This is a genomic window from Leptothoe sp. ISB3NOV94-8A (assembly GCF_043421595.1).
Classification (GTDB): domain Bacteria; phylum Cyanobacteriota; class Cyanobacteriia; order Phormidesmidales; family Phormidesmidaceae; genus Leptothoe; species Leptothoe turfae.
Window position 1 is genome coordinate 5,656,671 of record NZ_JAXSQW010000001.1, and the last position, 21,102, is coordinate 5,677,772.

Annotated in this window: 21 protein-coding genes; 10 read left to right on the plus strand and 11 right to left on the minus strand. The window is 47.7% G+C overall.

The genetic code is table 11. From position 1 onward, the window contains the following. Window positions 1-6: 6 nt before the first annotated feature. The 3 genes from SPB21_RS24245 to SPB21_RS24255 form a co-directional block, all read right to left on the minus strand. A complete protein-coding gene (locus SPB21_RS24245) occupies window positions 7-573 on the minus strand; it encodes a hypothetical protein (protein ID WP_499867887.1) in 567 nt (188 codons plus the stop codon). After that, window positions 539-961 (minus strand): hypothetical protein, encoded by a 423-nt coding sequence (locus SPB21_RS24250; RefSeq protein WP_163699559.1) that lies wholly within the window; start codon window positions 959-961, stop codon window positions 539-541. Before SPB21_RS24250 ends, SPB21_RS24245 begins: the two co-directional genes overlap by 35 nt. Window positions 962-1,086: 125 nt before the next feature. Next, window positions 1,087-2,010, minus strand: coding sequence for a hypothetical protein (locus tag SPB21_RS24255; protein WP_499867888.1), 924 nt, complete (start codon window positions 2,008-2,010; stop codon window positions 1,087-1,089). Between the two features lie 359 nt (window positions 2,011-2,369). Here SPB21_RS24255 and SPB21_RS24260 point away from each other — a divergent pair, with 359 nt between their 5' ends. Together SPB21_RS24260 and SPB21_RS24265 are read left to right on the plus strand one after the other, a co-directional pair. Further along, window positions 2,370-2,756: a RidA family protein gene (locus tag SPB21_RS24260; RefSeq protein ID WP_163659132.1), complete on the plus strand. Its 387-nt coding sequence runs from the start codon at window positions 2,370-2,372 to the stop codon at window positions 2,754-2,756. A gap of 111 nt (window positions 2,757-2,867) precedes the next feature. Continuing rightward, complete coding sequence (locus SPB21_RS24265; RefSeq protein ID WP_499867889.1) at window positions 2,868-4,895, plus strand: FAD-dependent oxidoreductase; 2,028 nt, start codon at window positions 2,868-2,870, stop codon at window positions 4,893-4,895. 78 nt (window positions 4,896-4,973) lie between these two features. Here the strand turns inward: SPB21_RS24265 and SPB21_RS24270 are convergent, their stop codons facing one another. After that, the gene (locus SPB21_RS24270; protein ID WP_163659134.1) at window positions 4,974-5,405 is read right to left on the minus strand and encodes a DUF6918 family protein; all 432 of its coding nucleotides are present in this window, start codon (window positions 5,403-5,405) and stop codon (window positions 4,974-4,976) included. 116 nt (window positions 5,406-5,521) lie between these two features. After that, the gene (locus SPB21_RS24275; RefSeq protein ID WP_499059745.1) at window positions 5,522-5,758 is read right to left on the minus strand and encodes a DUF1614 domain-containing protein; all 237 of its coding nucleotides are present in this window, start codon (window positions 5,756-5,758) and stop codon (window positions 5,522-5,524) included. Between the two features lie 45 nt (window positions 5,759-5,803). On the opposite strand from SPB21_RS24275, the gene gltX reads away from it, so the two are divergent. Both gltX and ftsH2 read left to right on the plus strand, forming a co-directional pair. Beyond that, window positions 5,804-7,255, plus strand: a complete 1,452-nt coding sequence (gene gltX / locus SPB21_RS24280) for a glutamate--tRNA ligase (protein WP_499059670.1) — start codon at window positions 5,804-5,806, stop codon at window positions 7,253-7,255. 249 nt (window positions 7,256-7,504) lie between these two features. Beyond that, window positions 7,505-9,397, plus strand: a complete 1,893-nt coding sequence (gene ftsH2 / locus SPB21_RS24285) for an ATP-dependent zinc metalloprotease FtsH2 (RefSeq protein ID WP_163659136.1) — start codon at window positions 7,505-7,507, stop codon at window positions 9,395-9,397. Between the two features lie 203 nt (window positions 9,398-9,600). Here ftsH2 and SPB21_RS24290 read toward each other — a convergent pair whose 3' ends face one another. Next, the gene (locus tag SPB21_RS24290) at window positions 9,601-10,146 is read right to left on the minus strand and encodes a hypothetical protein (protein ID WP_163659137.1); all 546 of its coding nucleotides are present in this window, start codon (window positions 10,144-10,146) and stop codon (window positions 9,601-9,603) included. Window positions 10,147-10,175: 29 nt separating this feature from the next. On the opposite strand from SPB21_RS24290, the gene SPB21_RS24295 reads away from it, so the two are divergent. Further along, on the plus strand, window positions 10,176-10,391 hold the full coding sequence (locus SPB21_RS24295; RefSeq protein ID WP_163659138.1) for a hypothetical protein: 216 nt from the start codon (window positions 10,176-10,178) through the stop codon (window positions 10,389-10,391). Between the two features lie 241 nt (window positions 10,392-10,632). Here the strand turns inward: SPB21_RS24295 and SPB21_RS24300 are convergent, their stop codons facing one another. After that, on the minus strand, window positions 10,633-11,424 hold the full coding sequence (locus SPB21_RS24300) for a calcium-binding protein (RefSeq protein WP_163659139.1): 792 nt from the start codon (window positions 11,422-11,424) through the stop codon (window positions 10,633-10,635). 367 nt (window positions 11,425-11,791) lie between these two features. Here SPB21_RS24300 and SPB21_RS24305 point away from each other — a divergent pair, with 367 nt between their 5' ends. Beyond that, complete coding sequence (locus tag SPB21_RS24305; protein WP_499867890.1) at window positions 11,792-12,865, plus strand: glycosyl transferase; 1,074 nt, start codon at window positions 11,792-11,794, stop codon at window positions 12,863-12,865. Between the two features lie 2 nt (window positions 12,866-12,867). Here the strand turns inward: SPB21_RS24305 and SPB21_RS24310 are convergent, their stop codons facing one another. Continuing rightward, window positions 12,868-13,965, minus strand: a complete 1,098-nt coding sequence (locus SPB21_RS24310; RefSeq protein ID WP_499867891.1) for a pentapeptide repeat-containing protein — start codon at window positions 13,963-13,965, stop codon at window positions 12,868-12,870. Window positions 13,966-14,232: 267 nt separating this feature from the next. On the opposite strand from SPB21_RS24310, the gene SPB21_RS24315 reads away from it, so the two are divergent. Continuing rightward, window positions 14,233-14,673 (plus strand): secondary thiamine-phosphate synthase enzyme YjbQ, encoded by a 441-nt coding sequence (locus SPB21_RS24315; RefSeq protein WP_163696428.1) that lies wholly within the window; start codon window positions 14,233-14,235, stop codon window positions 14,671-14,673. A 60-nt stretch (window positions 14,674-14,733) separates the two neighbouring features. Then, entirely contained in the window at window positions 14,734-15,666 is a 933-nt protein-coding gene (gene era / locus SPB21_RS24320) for a GTPase Era (protein ID WP_499867892.1), read from the plus strand. Between the two features lie 14 nt (window positions 15,667-15,680). On the opposite strand, the gene dnaB is transcribed toward era, so the two are convergent. Further along, complete coding sequence (gene dnaB, locus SPB21_RS24325; protein WP_163659144.1) at window positions 15,681-17,030, minus strand: replicative DNA helicase; 1,350 nt, start codon at window positions 17,028-17,030, stop codon at window positions 15,681-15,683. Between the two features lie 443 nt (window positions 17,031-17,473). Then, the gene (rplI, locus tag SPB21_RS24330) at window positions 17,474-17,926 is read right to left on the minus strand and encodes a 50S ribosomal protein L9 (RefSeq protein ID WP_163659145.1); all 453 of its coding nucleotides are present in this window, start codon (window positions 17,924-17,926) and stop codon (window positions 17,474-17,476) included. Between the two features lie 433 nt (window positions 17,927-18,359). On the opposite strand from rplI, the gene SPB21_RS24335 reads away from it, so the two are divergent. Both SPB21_RS24335 and SPB21_RS24340 read left to right on the plus strand, forming a co-directional pair. Next, a complete protein-coding gene (locus SPB21_RS24335; RefSeq protein ID WP_490795434.1) occupies window positions 18,360-18,929 on the plus strand; it encodes a hypothetical protein in 570 nt (189 codons plus the stop codon). 280 nt (window positions 18,930-19,209) lie between these two features. Further along, window positions 19,210-20,487 (plus strand): sensor histidine kinase, encoded by a 1,278-nt coding sequence (locus SPB21_RS24340; RefSeq protein WP_163696426.1) that lies wholly within the window; start codon window positions 19,210-19,212, stop codon window positions 20,485-20,487. Here the strand turns inward: SPB21_RS24340 and SPB21_RS24345 are convergent. Continuing rightward, on the minus strand, window positions 20,464-21,102 hold the full coding sequence (locus SPB21_RS24345; RefSeq protein ID WP_163659148.1) for a response regulator: 639 nt from the start codon (window positions 21,100-21,102) through the stop codon (window positions 20,464-20,466). The genes SPB21_RS24340 and SPB21_RS24345 overlap by 24 nt on opposite strands.

The window sequence follows — 21,102 nt, forward strand, 5'->3', positions numbered from 1 at the left end:
CATTTGTTAGTTAACAGATTTTTTTCCTTTTGGTGTCTGAGGTGATTGGACTTGATCCTGATTTGTCTCATCTTTAGTGGGAGATCTGCCAGGATTATGTTGGGAAATGGCTCGTTCTAAAACTCCGGTCGAGGGTTCAACAATAATCCAAGTGCCATCGGGCTGACGGCGTAATGTGGCAAATTGTATGTGACGTCCTCCACCCATGGTTTGCCCGGCTTTAATGTTGCCAAGTCTGGGCCTTTGCAAACCACAAAATCGAAACAGGTAAGCTGGAACTTCAGGGGTGGAATAAATTACGCACTGTTCGAATGTGCTGGGTTCTACTTTGCCTGGAAACGGTGCTCTTAAGGGTTGATGCTTAAGCTGAATGGAAATATCGCCTAAACTGCCAACGACAAGATGGTCTGCAATTTTATCGCCGGGTTCCAGCTCCCATTGTTGTTGGATATTAATGACTCGTTTGGGGGGTATTGCTTGGGATTGACAACTACTTAGCAATAAGCCAAAGAATATAATCCAAAGCCTGTGCTGAGACCTACTCAAAGCTGAAACGATAACCTGCATACTCATTATTTTCGTAGAGAATCACAAGGGTTGTACCAGGATCAAATGCAAGGGGATAGGCTTCTCGTTCCGCATCCACCCCAGATCGGACTTTGAGTGTGGGTAATGCACAATAGGGTTCGCTGACGACTTGTCGAACTCTCTCTTTGGCATCTCGTTCTGGGATGGTGAGGAGTTGGGCTAACTGTTCTCGAGATAGTTTGGCGTCATCACTTACTACATCATTACAATGGGCTTGTTGGCTAGCTGTACTAGCGGATGTAAAAAAGTTTTTGATGCCATTAAAATCGATCAGTAAAGCTGTAAGAATCATGGCTAGACTAGCTGCCACTAGAGGTTTGGGACCTAGACTTTGTGACCGAGGGCGATGGGGAACATTGTTGGGGTAAACCATGGGAGACCTCTTGGGAAAGAATGAAATGAGTAGGAAAGAAACTGCATGACAAAACTAACTGCACTGCTTTTAGTGAAAATGTATAAAAGCTCTGATATCTGTTGTAGTGATTGTGGTTGTTGGGGTTAGGCAAAACGACCGCCGACCAGCAAACCGAGGATGATCATAAGTGTGCGATACCCTAATACTGGATCGGGGCGGGGGCTAAGAATAGCTCTGTAAAGACTGAGGATAATGCCAGCAATGAGAATAAATGCTACTGGCGGCCATAGTGCTGGGTTAATTTGAAACAGTTGATTTAGAATCAGCCGGAAAATGGCTGCACCAATGCACCAAATTGCACTGTCTAGGAGGGTAAATTGTGAAACCCGTGTTTGTTGTCTAGAGTGTAGATAGCGGCGTGTCCATCGTTGGATAGATCCAGACAGTTGCTGATAAACACGCCTGAGGTCGCTCACAAAGCCTGTGCCATTGGTTTTGCGATCATACTGATCGTCAAAATCATTAGAACGCCCTTGTTCTTGATGGAGCGGGTGTTTGAATAGTGACTGCGATCGCAACCTTAAGGTTTGTGCATTTGACGTAGCGTCGTGCTCAGCCTGGTGAAAATCGACCGTATGATAGATCAATTCTAAATATCCATCGGCATCACGTTGAACAGTGGGGATCTGAATGGCCTGGCATTCTGCTAAAAAGCGAGTGATGTCATCAATATCTGGCGATGTACCCGGTTGGATGTGTTGAATCAGGCTATCACCTACGGACTGTAATCGTCGCAAGGCTTGTCGTTGCTGCTGTGCCAGCTGCTCAACGGCACCAAGCGCAGCATCAAACTGCTGCAAACTAGAACCAGGAACTGGAGACGATGACAGTGTTTGACCTGAGCGTTGCCGTAGGGTCTCAATTGCCGTGGTCACCTGGGCTAAATTAGGGGAAGGCGCAGTCAATCGTGACGGGCTCCAAGGAGCTGCCATTGTTTCGGGAGGAGATGCTTTCAGGGTTTGTAGCTTCTGCCGAATCGTCTGAAGTTCCATATCTAAATCGTTCATATTGCAGAAGAGGACGAGGAACTAATAGAACATATGCCTCATCAACTAATACAAATGTATCATAAATCTCGTTTAAATGATCATATTTCAGGTTGATTTTAGGTGTGAATTTCCTGGCTATGTCTGCGATTGAGCTGGCTAACGGCTGCTTGATCCAATGTTCTATATTTCTAGGGTTTAGGGACGATTGTAGTGACCTGTATGGGGAATTCGGTGCCTCAAGTCTGCTGACATGTGGTTGCTTTTAAGCACAGCAGGGGCGGCGTGAGCGCAATTCTTTAATGAAGTAGGTTGTTTGAATACCCAATTCTCTTTCAATGAGCAAATAGATCAGCACCAACTACCGTGGCTGATCTACCATGCTTGAATTTATTACCTTGCCTGATGCACTACCTCCAGTTGCTCCTTACTCCCATGCTGTAAAGGCTGGAGATTTTCTCTTCGTGACAGGGCAGTTATCTGAAGATCCTGAGTCTGGTGAAGTCTTAAAGCTGGATGTTGAAGCGCAAACGCGGCAGGTGATGGAAAACCTGAAACGGGTGTTAACCCATGCGGGTACAAGCTTTCAAAATGTTGTGATGGTTCGAATTTTTGTCACGGACTTTCGCTACTACGAGATTGTTAATCAAGTCTATGCGTCTTACTTTGACCAGGCGCGGTTACCCAGTCGAACCACTGTGGGAATAACCGCTCTGGCCGGGTATGGCGATGTTGAAATTGATTTAATTGTTTACTGTGGTAGCTGATGTGTATCCTACTGCTTCTGTCTGTATCGGCCATGAATTCTCAATTTATTGGGTTTAGTGCTCGGATATAGTGTTGGGCGCAGTAATGTCAGTGACTAAGGAAAGACCTATATGCGAATTTCTGCTAGCTTGCTTTTAAGCTCTTTTGGTCAGCGCCTCTTCTCGGCCATTGGTCTCTTACTCCTCCTGGCTAGCCCGTTGGCAGCCCAGCCCAATCGTATTGAGCAAACTGAAAGCTGTGATGTCTTGGTGGTTGGTGGTGGCCTTGCGGGGGTGTCTACCGCCTACGAGAGTTTGCACGCTGGACGAACAGTTTGCCTGACAGAGATGACTGACTGGTTAGGGGGGCAGCTGACATCTCAAGGAACAACGGCCTTAGATGAAGCTAGAATGCAGCGTCAACTTTTGTTTTATGCGTCAGGTTATAAAGACCTGCGGCAACGGGTGCTGGATCTCTATGGTCGCCAGAATCCAGGGGACTGCTGGGTTAGTGCAGTTTGTTTTTTGCCCGCTGATGCCCACGATATTTTGGTGGACATGTTGAATGAGGCAGCTCGTGAGGGGGATGGAACCCTGAAGTGGTTTCCTTCAACAGTGGTGAAGGAGTTGGATATTGATGGCTCCATGATTGAAAGTGCGATCGCAATCCAACACAGCCCAGCACCGGGTACACCTCCCCTCAATACCGAGCCGTTATCTGCCTTCTACGAAGATGTCTATCGCTATGAAGATTCAGAGCGTTTAAGCAAAAACATTATTCGCTTTCAGCCTACTGGCAATGAAGGACCTGCTGATTGGTACGTGGTTGAGGCCACCGAAACGGGCGAATTGATTGCACTGTCGGGGGTGCCCTATCGTTTAGGTCTAGATCCAAAGTCCTATCTCAACCCGTCTTCGCCCACCTTGACGGGCGATGCCTACTGCACCCAGGGGTTTACCTATACGTTCGCAATGGAGCGGACTGAAGAGGCCCAAGTGCAGGAACGACCAGAGTATTACGACATTTACGCTCCATATTTCAGCTTTGAACGCGAGCGCGACAACACCAACTACATTGATTTTGTCTTTACTTATCGGCGGCTATGGGCACCGGGTAACCGACCCGAGCGCCGTATTTTTGGAGTTAGTGATATTAAGCCCGGCGATATCTCCATGCAAAATTGGACCTGGGGCAATGACTACCGACCAGGTACATTCGTAGACAACCTGATCTATTCCCATGAGCAGCTGGACGCTACAGGCCAGCTAGAACCTGGCGGTTGGCTAGGTGGGTTGCGTGTAGATACTCTGCGCCGGGGTGAAGAAAATGCCTTCAGCTATTACCACTGGTTGATTGGTGGATTGTCAGATTCTCAGCTGGGCTATGGCATTAAAAGTGTGGATCTTCGTCATCGATTTCTCACCGGTTTTGATGCCCCTATGAATACAGCCCACGGCTTATCCAAGCATCCCTATATCCGCGAGGGTCGTCGAATTATAGGGCGACCTGCTTATGGTCATCCGGAGGGATTCATGATCAATGAGATTGACATTTCCCGTGTGGACTATAGCGATGAGTATTACCAGACTCAGTTACCCGATGGTATGTATCTACAATTGCGCCGGGCATTGGCTGGTTTAGAAACCGCTGCCGCTATCGGAGAGAATAAGGCTGCAACAGATATCCCTCGCCGCACCCGTTCCACTATCTTTCCAGATTCATTGGGCATTGCTCAGTATGCCATCGACTTTCATCCTTGTATGGAGTTAGCACCGCCTGAGCTGCCAGGCAATACTGAACGGGCTGGTGTACGGCGAGCCCATGGGCAGAGTTATCCTGGTCAGATTCCCCTGCGGGCGCTGATTCCCCAGGAGATCGACAACATGCTGGTTGCGGGGAAGAGTATTGCCACCAGTACGATTGCTGCTGCCGCCTATCGTGTTCATTCGTTTGAGTGGTCGGTGGGCATCGCTGCTGGTGCAACCATTGACTATGCGCTGGAGAATCAACTGTTGCCCTATAGCTTGGTGGATGATTTACCTCGATTTGAGCCTGAGCTTTTGGAGCTACAGCAACGGTTGCAAGAACGTGGCAATCCTACCGCTTTTCCTGATACGTCTATCTTCAACCTTGATTGGGAAGACTGGCGAGTTTGGTAATACCAAATCCTATTTATTAGGACAAAGGGGCAGGCATAAGGTGCTGCCCCTACGCAGGGATGGGATTTTGAGTCCGTGTTAAGCGGCGTGGCTGTAGATGATTTGCGCCAGGTCAGGAACGGCAGCTTCTACGTCATTCTTAACGGATTTACGTAGTTTTTTATACGTTCCGCTAACGACGCCATTGCTGGTGTTTTGAATACGGGCATCGGTCACACTTAAGATGCTGTCAGCGGTGCGATCGCTATTTTCACTGAGGTATTTGACTGGGTCACCCGCTGCTGCACCTTCTTGCCAAATAGGTTCAAGGGCTTTGCATGCATCGGGGAGTAGTCGATTAATGGCACCAGGGATGTAACCTGCGCCAACTCCTTTGATCACACCGTAGGCAGTTTTCATGGCCATGCCAGTGAGGCCACCTTTAGCAGCTACTTGCTTATCAATTAATTTAGCGCAGTCATCGGCGATGCTTGCTCGTATAGCTGCATCTTGAATCTTTTCACTCAGCATAAAGCTTGGCCCTAAATATCAATATAAATCGGTCTAATTCTTAGAGAATTATTGACACTATCATTGTTCCAACTTGGTGTTCTTTCTCAGACAACTTTGCGGGATCTTTAAGCAGTCTAAGTGAGTAGTCGTGCAAATAAACCATATAGTGCAATGACATCAAAGACCCCTGCTCCGCCAATGCTGAGATCACCAAGGGACAGGCATTCCATATCCCTTAGGTGTAATAGCTCTGCACGCACCAGTGTGCCCAAAATACCACCTCTAAAAGTAATGCTAGGAGGAGCTACAGCACCCAATAACCAGGCACAGATCACTGCTGTAAACGGTGCAACCTCTACAGGCTGCCATATAGTACGCTGATAGACCTAGCTGTTTCGTTTTTGGCACTATCAACCATGTCTGTTCGCGTTCGGATTGCTCCGAGTCCCACTGGCAATCTCCACATTGGGACAGCCAGAACCGCAGTTTTTAACTGGCTTTTTGCTCGTGCCCAGGGCGGTACGTTTATTCTGCGAGTAGAAGACACCGATCTAGAGCGTTCTAAGCCTGAGTACACCCAGAACATTATGGATGGCTTGCAATGGCTAGGTCTGACCTGGGATGAGGAGCCCGTGTATCAAACCCAGCGCATGGGTCTCTATCAGCCAAAAATTCAGGAGTTGCTAGATCAAGGACTGGCCTATCGTGCCTACGAAACTCCCGAAGAACTGAATGAGATGCGCGAGCGGCAAAAAGCCCGTAGTGAAGCACCCCGTTATAACAATCAGCATCGCGATCTCACCCCTGAGCAAATTGCTGCTTTTGAAGCAGAGGGACGTCAGGCGGTGATTCGTTTCAAAATTGATGACGACCGTGACATTACCTGGAACGACATGGTGCGTGGTCCCGTCAATTGGAAAGGTCGTGATTTGGGGGGCGACATGGTGATTGCTCGCGCCTCCTCAAGTACAGAAATTGGTCAGCCCCTTTATAACTTTGTAGTGGTGGTCGATGATGCCGATATGGGCATTACCCACGTCATTCGTGGTGAAGATCATGTGGGCAATACTCCGAAGCAAATCTTGCTATACGAGGCCATGGGGATGCCCGTGCCCCAGTTTGCCCACACACCGCTGATTTTGAATGAAAAGGGTGCCAAGCTTTCCAAGCGTGATGGAGTCACCTCTATTTCTGACTTTCAGACGATGGGCTTTACTGCTGCAGCGCTGGCCAACTATATGACGTTGCTGGGTTGGTCTGCCCCTGATGCCCAAGAGCTATTCACCTTAGATGAGGCTGCAAAGCTGTTTAGCTTTGACCGGGTCAATAAGGCTGGCGCTAAATTTGACTGGGATAAGCTGGACTGGATCAATAGCCAGTACCTGCATCAGAAATCCCCAGAGAGTTTGTTAGCACTGATGACTCCTTATCTAAAAGATGCGGGGTATGAATTTGATACAGAGGCTGATCAAGACTGGTTGCTCAAGTTAGCTGCCTTAGCAGGGCCTAGTCTGACTCGCTTAAAAGATTGTGTTGACCTGAGCCGCTTTTTCTTTATGCCGACCATGGAGTTCTCTGAGGCAGCGGTAGCGCAGCTTAAAAAAGATGGTGTGGCGGATGCAATGCAGGCTGTTTTAGATACCCTTAAAGCCCATGCAGGCCTAAATGAGGTGGGTGATGCCAAAGGTCTGATTAATCAGGTGACTAAGGCATTGGGGGTGAAAAAAGGTCTGATTATGAGATCCCTGAGAGCAGCCCTAATGGGGGATATGCAAGGACCAGACCTAGTGGAGTCCTGGGTGATTTTGCACCAGCGTGGTTTCGATCAGGGGCGTCTGGAACGTGCGATCGCAATAGCTACTAGTTAATGGTTTTAGACCGACTAAACAGCTAGCTTGTGATCACCCGGTAACATAGTGACTACGTAACGGATTGCCTGTATCTGAGAAATTACGTTACATTTAGTAAACAATGTAGTTAATTAAACCTAATCGACTTGAGAAAATGCCATTGGCAGGCTTTTAGTCAACTCACAGGTTTTTATAGCTTGCTTTAGAACTTGCTTTTCAATCTGCTTAGGCAGTTAGGACTGTTAATCAAAACGAGGCCACCGAGATATGAAGCTTTCTTGGAGAGTCATTTTGCTCTGGACATTGCCAGCCCTGTTAATTGGGTTTTTCTTCTGGCAAGGTTCCATGGGCGGAGACCCCGCAAACATGAGTCGTAATACGGCAAGTACCCGTATGACCTACGGCCGGTTTTTAGACTATATAGATGCTGGTCGAGTGACAGCGGTTGACCTCTATGATGGTGGCCGAACAGCCATTATTGAAGCGGTTGATCCACAACTAGATAACCGCGTTATGCGCTGGCGTGTGGACCTACCCGGTAGTGCGCCTGAGCTCGTTGAGCGTCTCCGCGACTCTGACATCAGTTTGGATTCCCACCCACCTCGTAACGACGGTGCTTTGGTTGGTATTCTGGGCAATCTGCTATTCCCGTTCTTGCTAATTGCAGGTTTATTTTTCCTATTCCGTCGCTCCAACGGTGGCGTTGGCGGTGGTCCCGGTCAGGCCATGAACTTTGGTAAATCAAAGGCTCGTTTCATGATGGAAGCCAAGACCGGCATCATGTTCGATGATGTGGCAGGTATTGATGAAGCCAAGGAAGAGCTGCAAGAGGTGGTGACTTTCTTGAAGAAACCTGAGCGCTTTACAGCTGTGGGTGCTCGCATCCCCAAAGGTGTTTTGCTTGTTGGCCCTCCTGGAACTGGTAAAACGCTGCTAGCCAAAGCAATCGCTGGTGAAGCGGGTGTGCCGTTCTTCAGCATCTCTGGTTCTGAATTTGTAGAGATGTTTGTGGGTGTTGGTGCGTCTCGTGTTCGCGACCTGTTTAAGAAAGCGAAGGAAAATGCTCCTTGCATCATCTTTATTGATGAGATTGACGCCGTTGGTCGCTCCCGTGGTTCTGGTATCGGGGGTGGTAACGATGAGCGCGAGCAAACCCTCAACCAAATGCTGACCGAGATGGACGGTTTTGAGGGCAACAGCGGCATTATCGTGATTGCAGCGACTAACCGTGTCGATGTACTTGACTCGGCGCTGTTACGTCCCGGTCGCTTTGACCGTCAGGTATCGGTTGATCCACCTGATGTTAAGGGCCGTATTGCGGTTCTGGAAGTCCATGCCCGCAATAAGAAGCTGGCGGATGAGATTTCCTTGGATGCGATCGCACGTCGCACACCTGGTTTCACAGGTGCTGACTTAGCCAACTTGCTGAACGAGGCGGCTATTCTTACCGCTCGTCGTCGTAAGGAAGCCATTACGATGCTGGAAATTGATGATGCCGTTGATCGCGTCATCGCCGGTATGGAAGGCACACCTTTAGTCGACGGTAAGAGCAAGCGTTTGATTGCATACCACGAAGTTGGCCACGCACTGATTGGCACCCTGGTTAAGGCCCATGATCCTGTGCAGAAGGTGACTTTGATTCCCCGGGGCCAGGCTCAAGGTTTAACTTGGTTTACTCCCAGCGAAGACCAGATGTTGATTTCCCGTGCCCAGCTTTTGGCTCGGATTACCGGTGCCCTTGGGGGTCGTGCCGCTGAGGACATCATCTTTGGTGAGGCTGAGGTTACCACGGGAGCGGGGAACGACTTGCAACAGGTGACGTCCATGGCCCGTCAAATGGTTACCCGCTTTGGTATGTCTGCTGAGTTGGGGGCGTTGGCTCTAGAGAATCCTCAGGGTGAGGTTTTCCTTGGCGGCAGCTGGGGTAATCGTTCTGAATATTCTGAAACCGTCTCTCAGCGCATCGATGAACAAGTTCGCACCATTGTTGAGCAGTGCTACGACGATGCTAAGCGCATGGTTCAAGATAATCGTGCAGCTGTGGACCGCGTGGTCGATATTCTCATTGAGAAAGAGACTCTTGACGGAGATGAGTTCCGTCAGATTGTGGCTGAGTATACTACAGTCCCTGAGAAAGAGCAGTTTGTACCTGTTTTGTAATAAGCTACTGCTGGCCAATTCATTGTAAGAACTGGCCATAGAGGCTCTCGTTACATAAATCTGTGAGTGGTGAGGTCGTTTAACGACCTCACCATTTCTGTTTTTATGGATTGTCCATTGGCCTAGAACAGAAAAGCGGTTTGGTTCTGGAAGAACTTGGTTCAGGCTTAATGAACTCGAAGTTGGTATTACTCAAGTGTTGGTTATTGTGCTCCTGAAACCGGTGGTTCAGTTGCCATAGACGTGGCCATTGCGATCGCATCCTCAAATGACAGTATATCTGTACTGTAGTTCAATATATAGAGCGTGCCATCCTGCATCCATTCCACAGATGCAAAGCCCATGGCCTCAGCGGTATAGCCTTGAATACCGTTGCCTAAGACAACGGGTGTCAGAGGCGTTAAACGATTTTCCTCTGGAGTTGGCCAGGTGTTGGGCTCTGGGATGGTCACAATGTTAAAGGCCAGACAACGCTCACCTGAACATTCAGGTGAGGTACCAACAGTGAGGATATGGAACCCAGGATGTTTGTTTCGAGTAAAGGGATGTAGTTCCACGTCGGTGGGTACAGACGTGGGAAGGCGTACAGCAAAGTTTGAAGTGGTAAGTTCATCAAGAACCGGCTCAAATATAGGTGCAGGAGATGCTAAAGCAGGCATCACCGCGACAATATTACATATGCCTACTCCTAGGCCTAGTAATCCAAGCTTAAAGAGTTGCTTGCCATCTATTTTCTTTAAAGACATCATTCGCGCTTTCTTGAGAAGACACCTCTAGCATGGCTTTTGAAATAACAGCTCGCATCACCCAGTTGGGCATATTCTCAGATCAGAAGTTTGAGGAACTTGGTCAGTGTATAATTGATACAATCCGAAATACATACACCAGTCAGGAATTTATAGCCTTAAGTAGCAATCCCAATCCAGGTGTGATGGATGCTGCAATGCTGAGGATCGCTGAGCCATGTGTGTATAAAGCCTATGCTTATCATTAAGGGATCTCCTGTCAGCGCATACGGTTTGACAAAATTCCAAGAGAAATTATCATCGAGAATCAGACTCTTCCAAGAAGATGATTCTCGATGACGATGATTAGCACTAATTTGTAGTATGAGAAGTATCAACTTAAGCCAGGATCTCCTGGCTAGGTAAAGTATCAGATGTCAGCATCCAAAACCTCACTAACGCAATCCTGGAGCCTTTATTTATTTGTTTGCAACTTCCCAAATGGCTGTGTTACACAACCACTTCGTCGATTTCAGTAACAAAGATGTCGTTAATGTTGTTTTCAAAGACACTGGCAGATTGCCAGCTAACGGTCGCTAGTAGGTTATTGCCTTGATAGATTTTAGCGCCGTCACTGCTCCCTTGAACGTTTAAGTTCTCAAGGTCATTAACAACAAAAGTAGTCCGACCTAGTTGAAAGTTCTTGATGATGTCGTACTTACTATTGTTTGCATCGAGAACAACAGTCTCGTCACCACTGAGCCAGATTGTATCAATACCATCACCACCGTCAATCAGATCGTCACCACCGTTGGCGTAAATCGTATCTTTGCCGCTGCCACCCAGGATGATGTCAGCTTGATTGCTGCCGTAAATTTTGTCAGCACCACGACCAGCCGCGATAAAGTCTCCACCGCCGTTGGCATAAATGATATCTCTACCGCTGCCACCCAGGATGAAGTCTGATTGGTTACTGCCATGTATGCGATCAGCACCAGGACCACCGATGAGGATATTCCAACCACCGTTGGCATAAATAGTGTCTCTACCAGGACCGCCAAAGATAAAATTGCTTTCAGATCCACCTGCAATGGTGTCGTTGCCGCGATTGCCAAACAGTAGGTCAAAACCACCGTTGCTGTTAATTGTATCAGCGCCACGAAGGCCGATAATCACTTCGTTATTTTCAGTACCATTGAGCTGCTCACTGGCTGGTGTTCCTATAATCAATTCAAATTCATCAAATTCAAAAAACTCATTAAGTTCAAACAAGTTACCCAATTCAACAAAAGCGCTGCTCATGAGATTCCAAATATTACGGTTTGATGGACAGTGAATGCGATCAGCAGTCAACAGATTTGTCTCTACTGTTGTTACTAAATTTTGTCCCCGATGATTATTATCTTGATTGATTTCTAACGTTAAGGAGATGGCAATCCATACATTTCACTAATACTTCAATGTTTTAGAGGTTTTTATTAGTTGTTCTCTAGGGGGTAAACAATTGTCACAATGCTCTTTCTGTAATTCTTGCAGGGTAAGGAGGATAGGTCACCCTAGTTACAAGCTTGAGTTAGCCTAAAATGATGATGGCGGTCTTCTAAACTTACGAAGATAATATGTGGTGTAAGGCTGAATTGTTAAATGTTAATAGAAAGAACAAAAGTTTATGCCTAAGCTTTATCTCGCAGTTACTAACCATGGGTTTGGCCATGCTACCCGTGCTGCCTCCATGGCAGCAACATTGCAACAGAGTCGACCCGATGTAGAGATTATTCTGGCAACGACGGCTCCCCAATGGTTATTGCAATCTTATCTACAGCCTGAGCGAGTGACCTATCGAGCGGTGAGTTTTGATATTGGTGTATTACAAAGTGACAGCTTGACAATGGATAAGGTTGCCACCTTGGAGAAACTTAAATGGATTTATGAGCATCAGGATGAGATTCTGGCACCAGAAGTTGAGTTTATTGGAAACACAGGTATTGACCTGATTATGGGGGATATTCCTCCTTTATTAACTCAGCTGGCTAAGGCGGTGAATTTACCCTGCTGGATGATGGGGAATTTTGGTTGGGACTTTATTTATCGGCCCTGGGGAGGAGAATTTGAGGCAATTGCAGACTCGATTGCAGACTGCTTTGGGGATTGCGATCGCCTTTTTCGTCTCCCTTTCCATGAAGATATGGTCGCTTTCCCTAACATCACTGATGTCGGTCTCACGGGGGGAAATCCTAAGCTGTCAGCCAATGTAATCAGAGAGAAATTTGGCATTACGGTTCCTATCGATCGCACCATTCTGCTGACGTTTGGTGGGCTAGGGTTATCTCAAATTCCCTATGAGACAGCATTACGGGCATATCCCCATTGGCAGTTTCTCACCTTTGATCACAATGCACCAGAGTTACCGAACCTGATTAAGATTGCGGAGATTGGGCTGCGACCTGCGGACATCATGGTGGTGTGCGATCGCATCGTTTCTAAACCCGGATATAGCACCTTTGCCGAAGCCTGTCGTCTAGATCGCGGTGTCGTGACGCTGCCCCGTGAGGGCTTTGCCGAAGCCCCCTTGCTGATGAATGGTATCCAACGCCATGCCTATCACCAAATTTTAGATAGCCATACTTTCTTTAAGGGGGACTGGTCGTTTTTAGAGCAACCCCTGGTACCCCCTACAGGCGAGAAACTGGCCACGGATGGTAATGGTGCGATCGCAAATGCAATTAGTGATTATTTGAGTTAACCCTAAGCCACCTGCCTATTACAGGACTCTGTTTCACTCACGGGATACTGGGTTGGCTCATACCCTTTGGGTAATTGCGTGCCAGCTAAAATAGCATGACTTAAATCGGCACCCGTTAAATCAGTATGGCGTAGATCAACGTGGCTCAGGTTGGTATGTTTCAATTTGGCATCTTTTAAGCAACCGCCTTGTAATGCAGCCTTGCTCAAATTGGCTCCACTCAGGTCAGCCCCTTGCAAATTTACGTTTTCCAGATTGGCTTCACTAAATAGGGTATTGCGGCAGTCTGTTTGAGCCATGTTGCTATTTTGCAACTGCGCCTGGCAGAGTGTTGCACCCACAAGACTGGCCTCCGTCAAAACGGCATTTTGTACCTGGGCATTGCTGAGATTAGCCTTATTGAGGATGGTGAGCTTTAAATTAGCCATCGTCAGGTTAGCGTCTGCTAGCAAAGCTCCCGTTAGAATTGCCCGGTCTAAAATTGCCCTGGCAAAGCTGGTGTGACAGGCATTGATATCTTCTAAAATTGCCTGGGTTAAATTGGCTTCACGGAAGTCAGCTGAGGTGAGCTTGGCTTGTCGCAAGTTAGCCTGTTGCAGATCAGCAGTATAAAAAAGGCTGTTCTGCAAGTCTGTATGACTCAGATTACATTGACTCATTTGCGCCATGCAGCCATCAACGCCTGCTAAGGATGCTTTGCAAAAGTTACTGTCGGTTAAGATGGCTTCCCTGAGGTTGCTACCGTGTAGATCCGCCATGGCAAAATTGGTGTGCTGTCCGTCCACTCTAATCAAGCTGGCATCCCTGAGGTTAGCTTCCCGCATGTCCACGCCTGTCAATCTGGCCCAATCCAACTTGGCCTGGGATAAATTTGCGGTGTAGAAAATTGCCTGCGAAAGGTTGGCTTGAAATAAATTAGCACCAGAGAAATTACTGATACAGCCGTCCACTTGACTGAGGTTAACCCTAGGTAACTCGGCTCGGATCAACAGTGCCTCTCTCAGTTGAGGTGCCTCTGTGTCAGGTGCTTGCATGCGACGCCAATGATTCCATGCAGCAACTCCCTGCATAATGACAATGATCGGGCTTGGAGGCAGCATTTAGGCTCAAGGTAGATGCGATGTCAAGGTCTTAAAAACACCCGGTATCTGTAAGCTCAAGATTCCCTACTCGGTAATTGATACAACGTTTATAGGTGGAAACTTTAGGTGTTAGGTAGCAAACCCATGTACCCTGGACTAGGCTTTGTTCTTGTCCAAAATGCTTGGCGTACCTTAAAAGAAATTACAGATTGCAACTTGGACGTGACTGTAAGTCCTGCTCTATGCTGAAAAGCATGATGAGTCTTTACTTCAGAGGGCATCACCATGATTCCTACCACGTCAACGTCCGTGCATTATCAGACTGTGCTAACCTTACAAACCCGTCCTAAATCATTGCAGCGATTTACGATGCAGGTGCAAGATGCTGTCCGTGAATCTCGGGTGAGAACCGGGCTTTGCTGTTTGTTTTTACGCCACACTTCAGCCAGTTTGGTGATCCAAGAAAATGCAGATCCGGATGTGCTGGTTGATATGGAAAACTTTTTGGCCAAGTTAGTACCTGAGGGTAATTACTATAACCACAGTGCTGAGGGACCAGATGATATGCCTGCCCATTTGCGGACGGCCTTGACCCATACATCGGAGCAGATTCCTATCATAAATGGTCGGTTGGCGTTGGGTACCTGGCAGGGAATTTACCTGTGGGAACATCGTAGCCATGGTTATCACCGAGATGTTGTAGTTCACATTACGGGTGAAACGTAAGGTGGTCTGCTGCCCACTGGGTAATGGAAAAGAGTTAATAGTTAGAGTTATAGAATAAGTATGGCCATTGATCTGGGGGGAGCCCCAACACCTCCACCGGGGTTTCGTTCCGGATTTGTTGGGATTGTGGGACGTCCCAATGTGGGAAAGTCAACGCTAATGAATACGATGGTGGGGCAAAAGATTGCCATTACTTCGCCCATTGCCCAGACGACGCGCAATCGCCTGCGTGGGGTGATGACGTTGCCGGAGGCGCAGGTCATTTTTGTGGATACCCCTGGTATTCACAAACCCCACCATGAGTTGGGCAAAGTGCTGGTCAAAAATGCCCGCATTGCCATCAACTCTGTGGATGTGACGTTGTTCGTGGTGGATGGTACCAGCGAGTTAGGTCGTGGTGATTTGTTTATTGCAGATTTGCTGAAGCGTAGTGAGGTGCCGGTTGTTCTAGGTATCAATAAAGCTGATTTACAGTCTGAGACTAAGGCCCAGATGATTGATATTAGTTATCAAGCACTGGCTGATGAGAATGACTGGCCTGTGTGTAAATTTTCAGCGGTGACAGAGACAGGTCTGAAGGCTTTGAAATCAAGCTTGATCGAACGACTAGATGCTGGCCCTTATTACTATCCACCTGATTTAGTCACCGATCAGCCTGAGCGTTTTATCATGGGCGAGTTAATTCGTGAGCAGGTGTTGTTGCATACCCGTGAAGAAATTCCCCATTCTGTTGCTGTAACGATTGAAACAGTTGAGGAAACGCCTAAGATTACCAATGTGCTGGCGACAGTTTATGTAGAGCGCAAGTCTCAAAAAGGAATTCTCATTGGCAAAAAAGGGTCGATGATGAAGACAATTAATACAGCTGCCCGTGAGCAAATGCAAAAGCTCATTGCTGGCAAGGTGTACTTAGAGGTGTTTGTGAAAGTGCAGGATCGATGGCGGCAGTCGCGATCGCACCTGGCAGAACTTGGCTATCGAGTTGAAGAGTAGGTGAGGAAGTTCTCCTATGAATTTGGTTTAGCAAGGTTTCTAAAGAGAGTATATTGGGGTTCAAATAACAATTTTATGGTTCCTGTAGGACCATTACGGTGCTTAGCGATGATGACTTCTGCGAGACCTCGATCAGGGGTGTCAGGGTCGTAGTATTCTTCGCGATACAGCATCATAATTAAATCTGCGTCCTGCTCGATAGATCCACTTTCACGAAGATCGGACATCATGGGGCGTTTGTTAGTACGCGACTCGACACCGCGACTGAGCTGGGAGAGAGATATAATTGGCACATTGAGTTCTCTGGCAAGCCCTTTTAGCGATCGCGTGATTTTAGAGAGTTCTTGGACTCGGTTATCGCTACTGCCTTCCATCAGCTGGAGGTAGTCGATCAGGATAAGTCCCAAGGCACCACCATTTTCAGCTTTAAGACGACGGCATTTAGAGCGCATCTCAGTTACTGAAATATTGGGGGTGTCATCGATAAAAATGGGGATTTGAGACAGAGAACTAATGGCATGTCCCAAAGGTTCCCACTCATGCTGCCCAATGCGCCCAGTGCGTAGGCGACCACTTTCAATTCTGGCCTCTGCCGATAGCAGACGATACACGAGCTGCTGTTTGGACATCTCCAAACTGAATATAGCGATGGGTTGCTTGTGTCCGCCTGCAATGTTGCGAGCCACGTTCAGGACAAAGCTTGTTTTGCCCATGGCCGGACGTCCAGCAGCGATGATCAGATCAGATCGCTGAAACCCCTGAGTCATGGCGTCGAGATCATAGAAGCCGCAAGATAAACCAGGCAGCACCATGCCCATGGAGCGCTGTTCGATATCGTCGAAGGTTTCAGTCAGGATGTCAGATGTCGCAGTGAGCCCTTGCTGGGGACGCTCTTGGGTAATGCCGAAGATCTTTTGCTCAGACTGGTCGAGGACCATTTCGATGGCAGTTTCAGTTTCATAGCCGAGCTGGGCAATTTCACCCCCGATTTGGATTAGTTTACGGCGGGTGTATTTATCCATGACCAGTTTGGCGTACTGGTCAATGTTAGCGGCGCTGATGGTGCGGTCAAACAGCTGGGCCAAACGGGCTTGCCCGCCAGCTTTTTCAAGCAAGTTGTGATCTTTGAGCCAGGAGGCAACGGTCATCAGGTCAGTGGGTTTGCCCTTAGCCTGTAGTTCAAGGGTAGCTCGATAGATTTCGCGGTGACTGGCAATATAAAAGGCATCGGGGACCAAAATTTCAGTAACACGACCCATGGCCTCTGGGTCCAATAAAATACCGCCTAAGATAGCCTCTTCAGCGTCGATGTTCTGAGGTGGTAGGCGATCAAAATCTGCTTGAAACTTATGTTCTTTAGCCATGATGACCTTCAGGCAATATGGTGAGGGGAGCTAAAAGAGGGGAGCGGCAAGCGGCATGAAAATATTTGAAGCGCATGCCGGATAGTTACGTAGCAGTCTATGCCACTCCCTGTTTATCAGTATCTTAGCCATCCACATCTAGCGTCAAGGGTGATTACAAAACGCTATAGATAGAGAAGATAACAGGGAAAACGAGTATTTATAACCTGGCTACAGGTTTTTTAGTTCATTTGTATTATATGCGCTTTGCCCTGACATGATCTAGTGTGTCAGAGTTCTCAGGGGGCTTTTGCAAAGCATTCATCCCCTTTCATAGTTAGTTCGCGTACGTTGGTTGCCCATAAGGAAGCCCTAGATTTGATGAGCAACCTAGGGCTTGATCGAATGATGAGTGCATTGTATTGCAGGCATTTAAGCGCAATGCTTGCAGTGGGTTAAATAACCTAAGCAACCCGTAGCCGTAGTTCTGCAGTGACTTCAGCGTGGAGCTTAACCAGCACAGTGTACTCACCCAGCTTATTGATGGGGGGAACATCAATATCGCGCTTGTCGATGTCTTTACCAGTGTTGGTCTTGATCAGCTCGGCAACTTCATCAGCAGTGACTGTACCGAAGATTGCCTCATTTTCGCCCACCTCTTTCTTGATGGTGAAGAGACCGATGGTTGCGATCGCAGTCTTCATGGCTTCAGCATCTTGCTTAATCTGCTCAAGACGCTGACGCTCCTCTTCACGGCGGCGCTCTACCTGTTTGAGCACACCGGGAGTTGCCCGATACCCCAAACCACGAGGCAATAAATAGTTGCGAGCATAGCCAGGAGCTACTTCGACGAGGTCGCCTGTCTTACCTAGCTTGCTAATATCTTGACTTAGAACTAACTGAACCCGTTTTGCCATAATGATTCTGCTCGAGCCCAGATAAAGCGCGCTTTGAGTACGTTTTGGATGCAATCCTTCAACGTAAAAACGGTTTATGTGGCCCAGTCTCCTTCTTTGACCCGTAATAAAACTAGTGCAGTCTAACATTCTATAGACTCAGGTCCGCCTGAGGCAAATTTAAAATACGAAGTGACGAGCCTGGCACTTTTTGAGGTGTGGAGTTATTAGTCAATTGGTTATTAATACCTGACTTGGATCAGCTCTAGGGTGGTACAGGTGTTTGTTCATGACCACCTTTGGTAGAAGACTGTATTCCAAATCAACAAGCACTGGCTCAATCACCCGATTGGGTGAACCGGTTGGGCGTAGTGATCATTAGAGTCTCAAAACTAATCTATAGAAACGTTAGGTAGCCCGATGTTCCGACCGACTAGTTTTGGAGACTAACTTTATGAGTATGCATAGATCTCGATTGATCCGTCGTCTAATGATGGAAAGTGTGATTGCCTTGAGTGCTATAGGAGCTGTGGGCATGCTGCCTGGCATGCCGGTTGCTGCCTTTGAACCTGTGGCTCCATGGCAACTTGCCCAAAGTTCTTTATATTCATCATCACCAGGACGTTTTGAGATCGCATTTCCCACACCTCCAGACGTCACCACTGAAGATGATGACATTGAAGGGGATCCGGTTGAAATCCATATCTTTGAAACGTCTAGTTCTAACAGTCAATATATGGTTGCGTATTCTGATTTGCCCACCACTTTTCTGAGCCAAGGGTCAGAGGTTGTTCTCAATAATCTAAGAGACTCATTTGAAGACATTGACCCTGCAGTTTTAAAGGCTGTAGAAGTGAACGTTCAGCTGGGGGGGCACCCAGGTCGGCGCTATCGCTATAGCCATGATGAAGGAACCATTGACATGCGTTTCTATCTTGTCAATGAGCGTGCCTATTTGCTATTTGCTATTGACGATAATGAGACAGATGTCGATCGGTTTATCAGCTCATTCGCGCTGCTATAAGTTGTTGGCTTAAGGGGGATGAAATGCATGACATTTGAAGTATGCTGTGGGCGTTGCTGAGCCTTGAGAGGAGTTAATCTGACAATGCTGATTCAGGGTTATTTTGTCCTCGCTTCATCCCTTCAATTAGCAACGGTATGCTGTGAATTTCATGCCTGGATACGTTAGGTTGAGTTTGATTTGAGAAAATAGGCGTTAGTCGTTTTTGGATGCCATGTTACATTATGCGCGCGCTTGGTGGCGTCACTACTTTCCTCCACACGTTGAGTCACCTAGTGTATTGAGCGTTTATAAACAGTGGCGACAACAATTTTTCCATCAACGTCTGAGACTGTTGATTTGGCTATTGGTATTTGTGCTGGTCAGTTTTGTCTTATTTGAGACTTGGGTCTGGTTAACGGTGCCGGACTATATGGAACGGAATGACTTTGTGATTAATGGTGTGATTGGATTCGTGTTTGCCGTAGCACTGGGTCTACAGATGCTCCCATGGGGGAAACAACATCCAGGGTTAATCTTCTGGGGAATGTCAGCTGGAGTAACGCTTTCATTGCTGACTGCGTCCTTGATTGGCGGTAATATAGATGATTCTGACATCATCCTGTGGACCATGGTGTTTTTAGCTCAGTCGACCGTGGTGCCCGTTCGATGGCAACTGCATTTGCGATCGCAACTAACGCTTTTAATTCCCCTAACATTGCTGATCACAGTTGCCTTTTTCAATGTAGAAAACGCAGCGGAGCGCTCTAACTTAATTCTGGGCTCGGTGGCCGCTTATATTTATTTGTTATGGGTGTGTTTTGTGGCAGACTTGTCTGTCTACCTCTACGAGCGATTACGCTACAAAGAGTTTGAAGCGCGGCAAGAAATACAAACCTTTTTGCATGCCGTTTCCCATGACTTACGTAATCCTGTAACGGGTACTCAGCTATTGCTCAAAAGCTTGTTAGCCCAGCCCGGAGACACAATTGCGATGCCTCGCACTTTGCTAGAGCAGATGCTGCAGGGGGGAGATCGTCAGCTGGTCCTAATCAATAGCCTGTTGGAGGCTCACAATAACAATTTAAAAGGTCTGGTGCTACAGCGACAGAATGTCTCGCTATGTTCTCTCGTTGATGCAGTTTGTCAGGAGGTGGCTCCACAACTACAAGAATCGAATATTATGGTGGCTAATCAGCTGTCTCCTGAGTTGCCAACCATTGCTGGTGATATGACTCAGCTGTGGAGGGTGTTTCATAATCTGATTATCAATGCCTTAAACCATAATCCACCAGGTATTTCCATATGGATTAAGGCTTCGGTGGAGTCTCAGCCTCAGCCCCATATACGTTGTTCTGTGCGGGATAATGGTGTGGGCATGACAACTGACCAATGCACCCATCTTTTTAGCTTATATTCCCAGGGACATCGTCGGCGTCATTTGAGCATTGGCTTAGGATTACACATTGCACAGCAGATTGTTGCTGCCCATGGTGGCACCATCGGTGTGGAATCTGACTTGGGGGCAGGCAGTACTTTTTGGCTAACGTTGCCCTTAACTAACCCAACCCCTTCTTAGGGCTAATACGGCTGCTTGCACTCGATCATTGACTACCAGTTTGTTCATAATGCCCTTCACATAGGTTTTAACCGTGTTGGTACTCAGAAACAACTTCTCGCCGATTTCTGGATTGCTATACCCTTCAACAATTAACTTGAGCACTTCCAGTTCGCGTGCCGATAGGGGATGATCTGGAATCGGAGCTGGTGGCTGGTGGGTTAAACAGGTCACCACCTGCTGGGCAATTTGAGGATCTAGATAAATCCCTCCGCTGGCGGCAACGTTGATGGCCTGCATCAGGGTATCGATATTGGTTCCCTTAATGCAGTAGGCGTCGGCTCCGCTAGAGAGAGCGGCGATCACTTCAGTTTGATCGGTATGGGAGGTGAAAACCACAACCCGAATGTTGGGGAATCGCTGTTTAATTTCTTGTGTAGCTGCGATGCCATCCATGCGGGGCATGCCTACATCCATGAGGACAACATGGGGCTGTTCTGATGCGGCCATGGCCACACCTTGATAACCATCACTGGCTTCACCAATGATGGTTATCGTCTCCTTGTGCGCAAGGGAATGGGTGAGACCCAGACGCATCATGGGATCATCTTCGACAATCAAAATATTGAGCGGCAT